The following is a 12669-nucleotide window of genomic DNA, read 5'->3' on the forward strand; positions in this document are numbered from 1 at the left end:
GGACCTCGTGCATTGTGAGCATAGGTAACAATGAACTATGCTCCGTAAGCCTCGAAATACTGAGGACGCCTCTCCGCCGTCGCCCTGACGGCGGCGGCGCGGCCACCCCACCCCACCCCACCCCACCCGACCGCACCCACGTAGGAGCCCATGCGCCCGCACGACGAGTCCACCTGGACACCTCCCGACCGTGACCCCACCCGCCCCGAGGAGCCCGCCCAGCTGCGGCGCATCCTGCGGCTGTTCCGTCCCTACCGGGGCCGGCTCGCCGTCGTCGGCCTGCTCGTGGCCGCCTCGTCGCTGGTCTCGATCGCCTCCCCGTTCCTGCTCCGCGAGATCCTGGACACCGCGATCCCGCAGGGCCGCACGGGGCTGCTCAGCCTGCTCGCGCTCGGCATGATCGTCACCGCCGTGGTCTCCGGCGTCTTCGGCGTGCTCCAGACCCTCATCTCCACCACCGTCGGCCAGCGCGTCATGCACGACCTGCGCACCGGGGTCTACGCCCAGCTCCAGCGGATGCCGCTGGCCTTCTTCACGCGCACCCGCACGGGCGAGGTCCAGTCCCGGATCGCCAACGACATCGGCGGCATGCAGGCGACGGTCACCTCGACCGCCACCTCCCTGGTCTCCAACCTCACCTCCGTCGTCGCCACCGTCGTCGCCATGCTCGCCCTCGACTGGCGGCTCACCCTCGTCTCGCTGCTCCTGCTGCCGGTCTTCGCGTGGATCAGCCGCCGGGTCGGCCGCGAGCGCAAGCGGATCACCACCCGGCGGCAGAAGCAGATGGCCGCCATGGCGGCGACCGTCACCGAGTCCCTGTCCGTCAGCGGCATCCTGCTCGGCCGCACCATGGGCCGTGCCGACTCCCTGACGGCCTCCTTCGCCGAGGAGTCCGAGCGCCTCGTCGACCTCGAAGTGCGCTCCTCCATGGCCGGGCGCTGGCGGATGTCCGTGATCGGCATCGTCATGGCCGCCATGCCCGCGCTGCTCTACTGGGCGGCCGGCCTCTCCCACGCCATCGGCGGCCCCGCGATCTCGCTCGGCACGCTCGTCGCCTTCGTCTCGCTCCAGCAGGGCCTCTTCCGGCCCACCGTCAGCCTGCTGTCGACCGGCGTGCAGATCCAGAGCTCGCTCGCCCTCTTCCAGCGCATCTTCGAATACCTCGACCTGCCCGTCGACATCACCGAGCCCGCCGAGCCGGTGCGCCTGCCGAAGGTCGCCGGCGAGGTCGCCTTCGAGAAGGTCGGCTTCCGGTACGACCCCGAGAAGGCGGGCCGCCCCACCCTCGACGGCATCGACCTCACGGTCCCGGCCGGCGGCAGCCTCGCCGTCGTCGGCCCCACCGGCTCCGGCAAGTCCACCCTCAGCTATCTGGTGCCCCGGCTCTACGACGTCACCGAGGGCCGCGTCACCGTCGACGGGGTCGACGTGCGCGACCTGGACTTCGACAGCCTCGCCCGCGCCGTCGGCGTGGTCTCCCAGGAGACCTATCTCTTCCACGCCTCCGTCGCCGACAACCTGCGCTTCGCCAAGCCCGACGCCAGCGACGCCGAGATCGAGGCGGCCGCCCGGGCCGCACAGATCCACGACCACATCGCCTCGCTGCCCGACGGCTACGACACCCTCGTCGGCGAGCGCGGCTACCGCTTCTCGGGCGGCGAGAAGCAGCGCCTGGCGATAGCGCGGACCATCCTGCGCGACCCGCCCGTGCTGATCCTCGACGAGGCGACCAGCGCGCTCGACACCCGTACCGAACACGCCGTGCAGCAGGCCATCGACGCGCTCTCCGCCGGCCGCACCACCATCACCATCGCCCACCGGCTCTCCACCGTCCGCGACGCCGACCAGATCGTCGTCCTGGAGGCCGGCCGCATCGCCGAGCGCGGCACGCACGAGGAACTGCTCGCGCTCGACGGCCGGTACGCCGCCCTGGTACGCCGTGACGAACACACGAACGTGGGAGCGGTTGTTCCCCAGAACGTGTGATCGTCCCGGATTTCGTTGCCCGACTCCCGTGTGGCGGCTGATGATTACGGTGCGCAAGCGACGGGCTGCAGACCGCGACTGCGCAGTCCCACAGAAAGCTCTGCACGAGGAGAAGCACCACCATGAACGTCATCACCAACCTGCTCGCCGGCGTCTTCCACTTCCTGGGCTGGCTGATCTGACGCCTGCCTGACGCCTGCCGGACGCCTTCGTCACAGCAGGAGAGCGACGCCGTCGGCCCCCCCGTCCCCGGGGGCCGGCGGCGTCGCCGCAAGTGCGGGATCCCGCGAGCGATCCCAGCCCGCGATCCCGGCGTGGAATCGAGGCGTCGAATCCAGGCTCCAGGCGTGCGATCCCGGCGTGCGATCCCGGCCCGTGCTCCGTGCGGGCTCCCCGGAATCGGTCCGCGGCCGGGTTAGCGTGCAAACCATGACGTACCGGACCTGGCAGCCCGCACCCCGCCGCCGCCGTTCCCGGCTCACCCGGCGCGGCAGGCTCGTCCTCCTCGTGGGGGCCGTCCTCGGTCTCGCCGCCGCGGTCACCGTGCCCCTGCTGCTGCTGCTCGGCGGCCCGTCGGACCGGCCCGCGCCCGAGCAGCAGCGCACGCTGCTGATTCCCGAGGGCTGGCGGGGCGGCGAGGTGTACGCGGCCGTCGACCGCGGCCTCGGGCTGCCGGCCGGCACCGCCCGCAAGGCCGCCCAGGCACCGGCCACCGGACTCGCGCTTCCGGCCGCCGCGGCCGGCAACCCCGAGGGCTATCTCTTCCCCGCCACCTATCCGGTCGGCAAGGCCACCACCGCCGAGGGCCTGCTGCGCTACATGGTCGAGACGGCGGGGAAACGCTTCGGCACCGCCCGCATCGCGGAAGGCGCCCGGCAGCACGGGATCAGCGTCCACGAGGCGGTGATCGTGGCCAGCATCGTCCAGGCCGAGGCCGACACCGCCGAGGACATGGGCAAGGTGGCGCGCGTCGTCTACAACCGGCTCGCCCAGGGCATGCCGCTGCAGATGGACTCCACCATCAACTACGCCCTCGGCCGCGACACCGTCGACACGAGCCACCAGGACACCCGCGTCGACAGCCCGTACAACACCTACGAACGCCGGGGCCTGCCGCCGTCACCCATCGGGAACCCGGGCGACCAGGCCATGGCGGCGGCGGTCGCCCCGGCGAAGGGCGACTGGCTCTACTTCGTGACGGTCCGGCCCGGCGACACCCGCTTCACCGCGAGCTACGCCGAACACCAGGCGAACGTGGCCGAGTTCAACGAGCAGCGGCGGGCTGCGGGTGCGGCGCGGTCGGCGGGGAGCTCCTGAGCAGGTCCCGGATCTCGGCGACCGCAGCGCGCCCGGCCCGGTTGGCGCCGATGGTCGAGGCGGACGGCCCGTAGCCGACGAGGTGGACACGAGGGTCCCGTGCCGCCCTGGTCCCCTCCACCCGGATCCCGCCGCCCGGCTCGCGCAGCCGCAGCGGCGCCAGATGGCCGATCGCCGCCCGGAAGCCGGTCGCCCAAAGGATCACGTCCGCGTCCACGGTCCGCCCGTCGTCCCAGGCCACCCCGGTCGGCGTGATCCGGTCGAACATCGGCTGCCGGTCGAGGATGCCGCGCTCCCGGGCGGCGCGGATCGCGTCGTTGAGCGGCAGCCCGGTGACCGACACCACGCTCTGCGGCGCCAGCCCCCGCCGTACCCGCTCCTCCACCAGCGCCACCGCGGCCCGCCCCTGGACCTCGCCGAACGGGCCCTCGCGCCACACCGGCTCGCGCCGGGTGACCCAGGTCGTCGCGGCGGCGTGGTCCGCGATCTCCATCAGGTGCTGCGTCCCGGACGCCCCGCCGCCGACCACGATCACCCGCTGCCCGGCGAAGGCCTCGGGCCCGGGGTACTGCGCGGTGTGCAGCTGCCGGCCGCGGAAGGTCTCCTGCCCGGGGTAGCGCGGCCAGAACGGCCGGTCCCAGGTGCCGGTCGCGTTGACCAGCGCCCGGGTGGCGTACGTCCCCTCCGACGTCTCGACGAGCAGTCGCCCGGCCTCGCCCTCCCGCACGGCCGTGACGTCCACCGGCCGGTGCACCCGCAGGCCGAAGGTCTCCTCGTAGTCGGCGAAGTAGTCGCCGATCACCTCGGACGACGGCCGCACGGGGTCGGCGCCGGTCAGTTCCTTGCCGGGCAGCGCGTGCATCCCGTGCACCTTGCCGTAGGTGAGCGAGGGCCAGCGGAACTGCCACGCGCCGCCGGGCCGGGGCGCGTGGTCGAGCACCACGAAGTCGCGGTCGGGCTCCAGCCCGGTGCGCCGCAGGTGGTAGGCGGCGGAGAGACCGGCCTGGCCGGCGCCGATGACGACGACGTCGATGTCCCGTGCGTCCTGTACCCCGAAATCGTTCACGGTTCCACTAACTGTGGAGGGGGCGGAGATCTTCCCGGGCCGGGCCCACGGAGGGCACGGGCAGCAGCCCGCGGGCGGCGAGCTCCGGCCGTACGCCCTCCCCGAACCAGTACGCCTCCTCCAGATGCGGATAGCCGGAGAGCACGAAGTGCTCGACGCCCAGGTCGTGGTACTCCTCGATGCGGTCGGCGACATCCCGGTGGCTGCCCACCAGCGCGGTGCCGGCCCCGCCCCGTACCAGACCCACCCCCGCCCACAGGTTCGGCGCGATCTCCAGCCGGTCCCGGTCCAGCGTGCCGCCGCCGTGCAGCGCCAGCATCCGCTGCTGACCCACGGACTCGGTGCGGCCGAGCGCGGCCTGCGCCGCCGCCACCGCCTCCGGTTCCAGCGCGTCGAGCAGCCGCTCCGCCGTCGCCCACGCCTCGCGCGCCGAGTCCCGCGAGATGGTGTGCAGCCGGATGCCGAAGCGGACGGTGCGGCCCCGCTCCGCCGCGAGCCGCCGGATCCAGTCGATCTTCTCCTTCACCTGCCACGGCGGCTCGCCCCAGGTCAGATACACGTCCGCGTGCGCGGCCGCGACCGGCCCGGCCGCCGCCGACGACCCGCCGAAGAAGATCTGCGGCACCGGATCGGGCGGCAGCGCCGTCAGCCCGCCCGCCACGCGCACGTACTCGCCCTCGAAGTCGTACGGCCGCCCGCCCCACACCCCGCGCACCACCCGCAGGAACTCGTCGGTCCGCGCGTACCGCCGGTCGTGGTCCAGGAAGTCCCCGTACCGCCGCTGCTCGGCCGCGTCCCCGCCCGTCACCACGTTCAGCAGCAGCCGGCCACCGGTGATCCGCTGGTACGTCGCCGCCATCTGCGCCGCGAGCACGGGCGAGACCACCCCCGGCCGGAACGCCACCAGGAACTTCAGCCGCTCGGTGTGCTGCGCGAGCGCCACCGTCGTCAGCCACGCGTCCTCGCACCACGTCCCGGTCGGGGTGAGCACCGCCTCGAACCCCAACTGCTCGGCCGCCTTGGCGATCTGGGTCAGATATCCGATGTCGGGGGCGCGCACGCCGCGGGCGGCGGACGACCGGCCGATGCCGCCGTCGCCGTAGACATGGCGGTCGACGAGGGTACGGCCGTCGCCGCCGGTGGGCAGGAACCAGTGCAGGTGGACGGTCATGCGGAACCGGCCTTTCCGGCGCGCGGCGTCAGCACGCCGTGGAAGAAAGGAAACGAGGAAGTCGCAAAGAAAGAGGGGAGGAAGTCCCAGGGCGTCAGCGGCCGCGACGACACGCGGCGGAGGCCACCCGCAGCAGGTCGATGTGACCGCGCGTGGTGAGCAGGGCTGGACGCAGCATGCCGCGAACGTAGCCAGCCGCCCCGGACCCGGTCAATGACGTCTCGGAGCGTGGACGCGCGGTCCCGCTCCGCGAACGGCAGGATGACCCCATGGCCTTCGACACCACGATCCTCGCCCTCACCACCGGCTCCACCGAGACCGTCACCGACCTCACCGCGCACTGCGAGGACTTCCTCACCCGCACCGCCCGGGGCCGCGACGGCCTCCTCAACCTCTTCGTCCCCCACGCCACCGCCGGCCTCGCCATCCTCGAAACCGGCGCCGGCAGCGACGACGACCTCCTCGCCGCCCTCCACCTCCTCCTCCCCGCCGACGACCGCTGGCAACACCGCCACGGCTCCCCGGGCCACGGCCGCGACCACGTCCTCCCGGCCCTGGTCCCGCCCCACGCGACGGTGCCGGTGATCGGCGGCCGGCTGGAACTCGGGACGTGGCAGTCGATCTGCCTGGTGGACACGAACAAGGACAACCCGCAGCGCCAGGTGCGGCTGTCGTTCCTCGGCTAGCAGCGGTTACTGCGGCACTGTCGCCGCGCTTTCCGCTCACACCGGAGAGGTAGTCGCCGGATGTGTGAAGCGGCCGCCTGCGTGATGGGCAGCCAGGTGCCTTCCCTTGAGGAGCGGCCATGGCAGCGCTCGGCGTGACGGGTCACTGACCGCCCGCGGGTCACGCCGGTCAGGCGGCGGGCCGGGAGACGAAGACCCGTTCCAGCAGGGCGTACAGGGAGTCCCGGTCCTCGTCGCTGAGCCTGTCCAAGCCGTCCTGCGTGGTGCGCATCTTCGCGCGGATCGCGTCGGTCACACGCTCGCCCTCGGCGGTGAGGATGACGTTCTTGACGCGCCGGTCGGATGCGCCGGCTTCGCGGCGGACGAGGCCGCGCTTCTCCAGCCGGTCGATGATCCCGGTCATGTTGGAGGCGTCGCAGGTCATGGTCTCGGCCAGGGCGCGCATCGCGGCGGGTCCCCGGCGCAGCACAGTCAATGCCTTGCCCTGGCTCGCCGTGAGGTTCTCGCTCGCCGCCGCGACCGTGAAGTCGCCGTAGTAGACGCCGAGCGACACCGAGAGCAGCTCCATGAGCTGGGCCGTGTCGACGCGGGGCGCTTCTGCGTGAGGAGCTTCTGTCATGGGAGCCACCCTATCCCGAGAAGCTTGACTACCTTAAATATCTACCTCTACCTTCTTTTCTGTTGCATGAAGTTCTCAAGCATCAAGGTTGTCAAGTAGTAGCTGTGAGGAGCATCTCTGTGACCGTCACCGCGTCCCCCGCCTCCCGCGTGGCCGAGATCCTGTCCCGGCCCGTCGCGCTGAACGGCCTGACCGTCCCGAACCGCATCGTGATGGCACCGATGACGCGCATGTTCTCGCCCGGCGGCGTTCCGGGTGAGGACGTGCTGTCGTACTACGCCCGCCGCGCCGCTGCCGGCGTGGGTCTGATCGTCACCGAGGGTACGTACGTCGGCCACGAGTCGGCAGGGCAGAGTGACCGAGTGCCGCGGTTCCACGGTGAGGAGCAGCTGGCGGGGTGGGCGAAGGTCGCCGAGGCCGTGCACGCGGCGGGCGGCACGATCGTGCCGCAGCTGTGGCACATCGGCATGGTGCGCGAGCAGGGTCAGGCGCCTTACGCCGACGCCCCCGCCATGGGCCCCTCCGGTATCCGCGTCGACGGCACCGAGGGCACCGGCAAGGCGATGACCCAGAGTGACCTGGACGACGTCATCGGCGCCTTTGCCGAGGCCGCCGCGGCCGCCGAGCGCATCGGCTTCGACGGCGTCGAACTGCACGGTGCCCACGGCTATCTCGTCGACCAGTTCCTGTGGGAGCGGACGAACCGCCGTACCGATGCCTACGGCGGCGACGCCGTCGCCCGTACGAAGTTCGCGGCCGAGATCGTGGCCGCGGTGCGCGCGGCCGTCTCGCCCGACTTCCCGGTGATCTTCCGCTACTCGCAGTGGAAGCAGGAGGCCTACGACGCGCGGCTCGCCGAGTCCCCTCAGGAGCTGGAGGCGATCCTGACCCCGCTCGCCGCGGCAGGCGTCGACGCCTTCCACGCCTCCACCCGCCGCTACTGGCTGCCGGAATTCGACGACTCCGACCTGAACCTGGCCGGCTGGACCAAGAAGCTCACGGGCAGGCCCACCATCACCGTCGGCTCGGTCGGCCTCGACGGCGACTTCATCCGCGCCTTCGCCGGCGAGGGCGCCGAACTCGGCAACCTCGACAACCTCCTCGACCGCCTCGAGCGCGACGAGTTCGACCTTGTCGCCGTCGGCCGCGCCCTGCTCCAGGACCCCGAGTGGGCGTCGAAGGTCCTCGCGGGGAGGACTGACGAACTGAAGCCGTACGACGCTGCCGCGCTGAAGACGCTGAGCTAGCTGGGGCGCAGAACAGCCCCACCCGATGGACGCCCCGGAGACGCCCCGGTCAGCGGGTTCGCGGCGGCCTGCTGGAACTGAAGAAGCGGATGGTTCGGGCGGCGGCCTTGGGCCCGGCGGGGCCGACGACGGTGATCCGGTCCCGGGTGGATGGTCGTGAACGGTCGGGGATCCGGAAGGCCGCCGCCGCCCCCGACCCGGCGCCGCTCACCGTCTGCGCTGCCGCAGCGCGTACCGGGGTGACGACCTGGCCCACGCGCGGGACCAGCGCCGTTGCTCCGGCGGGATGGTGGGCAACACCTGGCCACGATCGACTGCGCCCGCCGGCCCCCGCGCGCCGCACGGGCGCTGTGCGTTCCTGGGGCTTCGCGGTCGGCGGCTCCGCTCCTGCCTTCCGCGCCGCGGGCGAGCGCATCCCCCTCGTCCGGCCGGAGGCCACTGGCCGCTGACGTGTCTCCTGGCGCGATCGCCTACGAAACGGCCTGCTCCGCCCGAATGGACGCCCAGATGCGGTCCGACAGAATCCGGGCCGCCTGGTTGAGGTCGATGTCCTCCGGGGTGGCGAGCCAGCGGTGGGCGGCCACCGCGACCGGGCCGACGACCAGGACCTCCAAGAGCGGACCGGGGAGGGGCGCGATCTCGCCCGAGTCGACCCAGTGCCGCAGGTGGTCGACGACCCGGGGGAAGTGGTCCGGTTCGACACCGCGGGCCCGGTCGGCGTCGACGGCCAGATAGCTGGAGTACGCCGAGCCGTGCAGGTAGCGGGCCACGGCCGGGTTCTCCTGGATGAAGCGCAGGTACGTCGTCACGAACGCCCGGATGCCGGTACGGGCGGTCCGGGACCGGTCGACGGAGGCGAGCGCCGCCGTGTACGTCTGCCCCAGACAGTGCCCGTACAGCGCCGCCGCCAGGCCGTCGAAGCTGCCGAAGTGGTGGTACAGGCTGCCCAGGCTGACCCCGCTCGCCTTCGTCACCGCGTTGACGGTGAACCCGGCCTGCCCCGACGCGGCGAACACCTCCAGTGCCGCGGTCAGGAGGCGTTCGACGGTGGCCTCGCCACGGGACTGCTTTGCCATGGAGTGAGTATAGGCACATGAGAAACCAGAATCTTTTTCTAGAAATAATCTCCACAATGATGGATCGCCGGACCATACTGCGACCATGGATGATCTGTTGATGAAGCTTGTCTCCGCCGCCCTCGCCGGTGGGCTGATCGCCCTGGCCGGATACGCCGGCGCCGCGCGCCGCCGCCGCCAGGCCGCTCGCGCGGAAGCTACCCCGGCCTCCTCCGAGGACCCCATTCAGGCGCTGCTGCGGCACGCCGAGGACGCCGACCGCGCCCGGGACGAACTGGCCGCCCAGGGCCGGCTTGCCGAAGCGCTCGACCACGCCCGGCAGTCCGTCGACCACTGGACCGCCCTCACCCAGGCCCGAGTCGGCCGGTTCCAGGCTGAGCGGCAGACCGCGCTGCGCCGTCTCGAGGAGCTGCGCAGCCGCGCCGGTTCGGCCTGAGCGCGGAGGGACTCCCCGCGGCCGTCGCCCACCGGGCCGGCCGCAGCCGGGACCCGGCGGGTCGTGGACCTGTGCCGCGGGGAGGCCGCCGGCATGCCCGCCGTGCACGCGGCGCGTTCCGGTGCGGAGAGTGCGGAGTGCCGGCCCGAGGCGGAAAAGTCTGAGGCTTCTGCCTGTGCGGTCGATGGTCGCTGAGACGCAACGTTGAAGAGCCGTGCTATGTCAACACCGTTGACCAGGTTGGGCATGGCTTGCCTACGATCTGCCATACCGCCACGCCAGCCCCGCAGCCCTACGGAGTGCCGTGATCGCCCCAGAGTCGCAGACCGTCGTCGGGCCGGGTTTCACCCCCGCCCTCGACTTCGCCTTCGAGGTCCGTGCCTTCCTCGCACCCTCTCTGCGCATCGGGCACGGCGCCGGCGAAGTCACCGAGTACGTCCCCATCACCGGCGGCACTGTCGATGGCCCCCGCCTGTGCGGCACCGTCCTGGCCGGCGGCGGTGACTGGTGCGACAGGCGCGGCGGGGTCTACCAGCTCGACGCGCGATACCTCCTCCAAGCCGATGACGGCACGGTCATCGACATCACCAACCGCGGTTACTACCACGAGGACGACCCCACGGCTCCCGCCCAGTACGACGGCGCCCTGCAGGTGTCCGAGGCAGGTGTGTACTACAGAACCTCCCCCGTCTTCCGCACCGCCGCCCCCGCCCATCTCTGGCTCGCCCGCACCGTCTTCATCGGCCTCGCCCGCGGCGACGACTCCGAAGTCGCCATCCGCTTCTACTCCGTGACCTGACCGATCGTCTCAACATCTGGCTCTTGCATGACGTTCCGTGGCGGGGCCGACGCATGAGAACTCGACGAACGGGGATGACAGCTGGGTGACGAGCAGGGGGTACGGCAACGCTTGGTACCGCGGGCGGCTGCCCCGCTGGTTACGGGGGCTGCTCGTCCTCGCGGCCGGGTGGGGAGTCCTGCTCTGCGGTCAGCAGGTCGCTGAAGGCTACGGAGCGACCATGGAGTACCGCGACGCACCGGTCTGCCAGGGCGAGGGCCGGAGCGGAGGCGGGGATGAGGGGGATGAGGGGGAACTGTGCGTGCGGCGCGAGGCGGGCACGGTGCTCGACCGGCGGACGGGTGAGCGCTGCACGTCCAACGGCACGAGCGGCGGCACCACGGGAGGCATCACCACCGGAGGCATCACGGCCGGAGGCGGCATGAACACCGCCGGTGGCGCCATCGGCGGCGGTGTGACGGCTGGCGGGGTGACCACCGCCGGCGGCGGAGGCGGCGGTACGACCTGTACGACGTACTACGACCTGAAGGTCCAACGGCTGGGCAGGACCAGCTGGTTGGGCGTGGCGCCGGAGACGTACGACGACGCCAGGAAGGGTGATCACGCCGAAGTCCGGCTGTGGCGGGGGGACGTCGTGGAGCTGAGGGTCCGCGGCCACATCGACTCCTACCCGCCCTCCTCGCAGCAGGCGGTTCTCCCGTGGCTCGCGTTCGGTTGCCTGATCCTGGCGGGCGGTGCATGGGCATTGGTGAGCGGGCGGCTCTCCGGCCTCTTCGCCTTCCCCAACTTCGGCTTGCTGTTCGTGGCCGTTGGGGTCGGCTGGCTCGGCTCCATGGCACTGTTCGGCGGCCACCCCGTGGTCTGGGTGTTCGCCATCGTGTGGACGGGCTTCGCGGTCTTCTGGACCGTGGGTGCCTGGCGGGACGGGTAGCAGCCCGTTCGAGCTTCCGGCGACTGGACCGCCGAAGGGGAGGTAGACCCCTCAGCCGAAACCGCTGCGGTCCTGTCCCATTGATCCCTTCAAGCCACGTCGGACCCGGTCAGCCGCGATGCCGCCATCGCTGCACCCGGCGGCGCAGCCCCATGCTTCCTCTGCGGGGTCCAGATGCAGAAAGTCCACGGCTCCGCCCACTCGGCCTCGCTTCGTGCCGGCTGTTCGGCCCGTAGCCGTCAGGCGACAACACCGGGGCCTGGCGCTCGGCCTGAGCCTTGATCTCCCAGTGGGACTCGTGAGCAGTCACACGCCAGGCTTCCTCCCACGAGGCCAACGCCGCGCCGACTGCCGCGCCCGCTGTGCCCCGGCGCCGAACGTGGCGCGCCAGCCACACGAGGGCAGCGAGCACTGTGGCCAAACCGCCAAAGATCGCCAGCAGCGGAAGGACGTCACCCATGGCGTCGAGGGTATGCGCACCCCGGCCGCGTCACTCAGGGAGTCGATGGCATGCGCTCGACCTTCAGCGGGCTAGAACGCCGAGTGCGTGAACCAGTGCGCGAGCAGGTCCTCGTCGCCGCGCAGCTGGACCCCGTCGCTCTCGCGGCTCAGGCGGCCGTACACCAGCAGGAGCAGGTCCGAGGCCGTCGCCTCGACCGTGGCGTCGGCGGTGGTGGGGTCGGTGGGGGTGGGCAGGAGGCCGAAGCCGTCGGGGCGGAGGGCGATCAGCCAGGCGGCGTCGCTGTCGGTGCAGCGGAAGCTGATAGTCCGGTCGGGGGCGCGGAGCTGGGCGGTGAGCGGGGCGAAGGGGGACGCGAACGGGAGGTTGGTGAGGAACTCGTCGATGCCGTCGACGGCCAGGGCGGGGTCGATGCGCGGGGTGAGGCCGAGCGCGAGTTCGGCGTCCGCGCGGTGGACCAGGGTCTCGAAGAGCATGCGGCGGACCCAGAACCGGGCGTGCTGGTCGACTCCCCAGGCCCACATGGGCGCGTCCAGGTCGGTGGCGGCGAATACCTCGGCGGCCTTCGTGGCGCTCTCGGCGAGCCAGTCCGGGTAGCCGTCGGGGTCCTCCGGCAGGTGCAGCTCCACGTCACGGCTGGTCGGGGGCTGCTGGATGCGCCGGCGGAGGAGCTCGGTGAACCAGCGGTGCACGCTGCCCGTGTGCCGGGTGAGGTCGGCCAGGGTCCAGCCCGGGCAGGTGGGCACGGGGAGGGTGAGGTCGGCCGGCTTGACCGTGGCGACGAGCCGGGCGGTCTCGGTCGAGACGGCCGCGACGTGCTGGGCGGAGTTCATGTGGATGTCCTTCTGTTGCCGAACGGGATCATCCAGCGTCCG

General features: G+C 71.9%; 12 protein-coding genes. 7 read left to right on the plus strand and 5 right to left on the minus strand.

Annotation, left to right across the window (positions count from 1 at the left end):
- Window positions 1–150: 150 nt before the first annotated feature.
- Together ACFYU9_RS14945 and mltG are read left to right on the plus strand one after the other, a co-directional pair.
- Window positions 151–1986 (plus strand): ABC transporter ATP-binding protein, encoded by a 1836-nt coding sequence (locus ACFYU9_RS14945; RefSeq protein WP_389344881.1) that lies wholly within the window; start codon window positions 151–153, stop codon window positions 1984–1986.
- Between the two features lie 429 nt (window positions 1987–2415).
- A complete protein-coding gene (gene mltG, locus ACFYU9_RS14950) occupies window positions 2416–3303 on the plus strand; it encodes an endolytic transglycosylase MltG (RefSeq protein ID WP_389344883.1) in 888 nt (295 codons plus the stop codon).
- Here mltG and ACFYU9_RS14955 read toward each other — a convergent pair.
- Both ACFYU9_RS14955 and ACFYU9_RS14960 read right to left on the minus strand, forming a co-directional pair.
- On the minus strand, window positions 3251–4369 hold the full coding sequence (locus tag ACFYU9_RS14955) for an NAD(P)-binding domain-containing protein (RefSeq protein WP_389344885.1): 1119 nt from the start codon (window positions 4367–4369) through the stop codon (window positions 3251–3253). The two genes, mltG and ACFYU9_RS14955, sit on opposite strands and share 53 nt — an antisense overlap.
- A gap of 7 nt (window positions 4370–4376) precedes the next feature.
- Window positions 4377–5540: an LLM class flavin-dependent oxidoreductase gene (locus ACFYU9_RS14960; protein WP_389344887.1), complete on the minus strand. Its 1164-nt coding sequence runs from the start codon at window positions 5538–5540 to the stop codon at window positions 4377–4379.
- Window positions 5541–5809: 269 nt separating this feature from the next.
- Here ACFYU9_RS14960 and ACFYU9_RS14965 point away from each other — a divergent pair, with 269 nt between their 5' ends.
- Window positions 5810–6226: a secondary thiamine-phosphate synthase enzyme YjbQ gene (locus tag ACFYU9_RS14965; RefSeq protein ID WP_389217391.1), complete on the plus strand. Its 417-nt coding sequence runs from the start codon at window positions 5810–5812 to the stop codon at window positions 6224–6226.
- Window positions 6227–6395: 169 nt separating this feature from the next.
- Here the strand turns inward: ACFYU9_RS14965 and ACFYU9_RS14970 are convergent, their stop codons facing one another.
- On the minus strand, window positions 6396–6794 hold the full coding sequence (locus ACFYU9_RS14970) for a MarR family winged helix-turn-helix transcriptional regulator (protein ID WP_389217743.1): 399 nt from the start codon (window positions 6792–6794) through the stop codon (window positions 6396–6398).
- A 170-nt stretch (window positions 6795–6964) separates the two neighbouring features.
- On the opposite strand from ACFYU9_RS14970, the gene ACFYU9_RS14975 reads away from it, so the two are divergent.
- Window positions 6965–8092 carry an NADH:flavin oxidoreductase gene (locus tag ACFYU9_RS14975; protein WP_389217394.1) on the plus strand — a complete coding sequence of 376 codons (1128 nt, stop codon included), beginning with the start codon at window positions 6965–6967 and terminating at the stop codon, window positions 8090–8092.
- 470 nt (window positions 8093–8562) lie between these two features.
- On the opposite strand, the gene ACFYU9_RS14980 is transcribed toward ACFYU9_RS14975, so the two are convergent.
- A complete protein-coding gene (locus tag ACFYU9_RS14980; protein ID WP_389344889.1) occupies window positions 8563–9168 on the minus strand; it encodes a TetR/AcrR family transcriptional regulator in 606 nt (201 codons plus the stop codon).
- A gap of 100 nt (window positions 9169–9268) precedes the next feature.
- On the opposite strand from ACFYU9_RS14980, the gene ACFYU9_RS14985 reads away from it, so the two are divergent.
- From ACFYU9_RS14985 to ACFYU9_RS14995, 3 genes are all read left to right on the plus strand, one after another.
- Window positions 9269–9604 (plus strand): hypothetical protein, encoded by a 336-nt coding sequence (locus tag ACFYU9_RS14985; protein WP_389344891.1) that lies wholly within the window; start codon window positions 9269–9271, stop codon window positions 9602–9604.
- A gap of 304 nt (window positions 9605–9908) precedes the next feature.
- On the plus strand, window positions 9909–10403 hold the full coding sequence (locus tag ACFYU9_RS14990) for a DUF3237 domain-containing protein (protein WP_389344893.1): 495 nt from the start codon (window positions 9909–9911) through the stop codon (window positions 10401–10403).
- Between the two features lie 85 nt (window positions 10404–10488).
- Window positions 10489–11334, plus strand: a complete 846-nt coding sequence (locus ACFYU9_RS14995; RefSeq protein WP_389344895.1) for a hypothetical protein — start codon at window positions 10489–10491, stop codon at window positions 11332–11334.
- Window positions 11335–11865: 531 nt separating this feature from the next.
- On the opposite strand, the gene ACFYU9_RS15000 is transcribed toward ACFYU9_RS14995, so the two are convergent.
- Complete coding sequence (locus ACFYU9_RS15000; RefSeq protein WP_389344897.1) at window positions 11866–12627, minus strand: maleylpyruvate isomerase family mycothiol-dependent enzyme; 762 nt, start codon at window positions 12625–12627, stop codon at window positions 11866–11868.
- Between the last annotated feature and the right edge of the window lie 42 nt (window positions 12628–12669).

The sequence above is a fragment of the Streptomyces sp. NPDC004327 genome (genome assembly GCF_042873935.1).
Classification (GTDB): Bacteria; Actinomycetota; Actinomycetes; order Streptomycetales; family Streptomycetaceae; genus Streptomyces.

Excerpts from the sequence above, each read along its gene's own strand:
- ACFYU9_RS14945 (WP_389344881.1), top strand. The coding sequence starts at position 151 with ATGCGCCCGCACGACGAGTCCACCTGGACACCTCCCGACCGTGACCCC.
- mltG (WP_389344883.1), top strand. The coding sequence starts at position 2,416 with ATGACGTACCGGACCTGGCAGCCCGCACCCCGCCGCCGCCGTTCCCGG.
- ACFYU9_RS14960 (WP_389344887.1), bottom strand. The coding sequence starts at position 5,540 with ATGACCGTCCACCTGCACTGGTTCCTGCCCACCGGCGGCGACGGCCGT.
- ACFYU9_RS14965 (WP_389217391.1), top strand. The coding sequence starts at position 5,810 with ATGGCCTTCGACACCACGATCCTCGCCCTCACCACCGGCTCCACCGAG.
- ACFYU9_RS14970 (WP_389217743.1), bottom strand. The coding sequence starts at position 6,794 with ATGGAGCTGCTCTCGGTGTCGCTCGGCGTCTACTACGGCGACTTCACG.
- ACFYU9_RS14980 (WP_389344889.1), bottom strand. The coding sequence starts at position 9,168 with ATGGCAAAGCAGTCCCGTGGCGAGGCCACCGTCGAACGCCTCCTGACC.
- ACFYU9_RS14985 (WP_389344891.1), top strand. The coding sequence starts at position 9,269 with ATGAAGCTTGTCTCCGCCGCCCTCGCCGGTGGGCTGATCGCCCTGGCC.
- ACFYU9_RS15000 (WP_389344897.1), bottom strand. The coding sequence starts at position 12,627 with ATGAACTCCGCCCAGCACGTCGCGGCCGTCTCGACCGAGACCGCCCGG.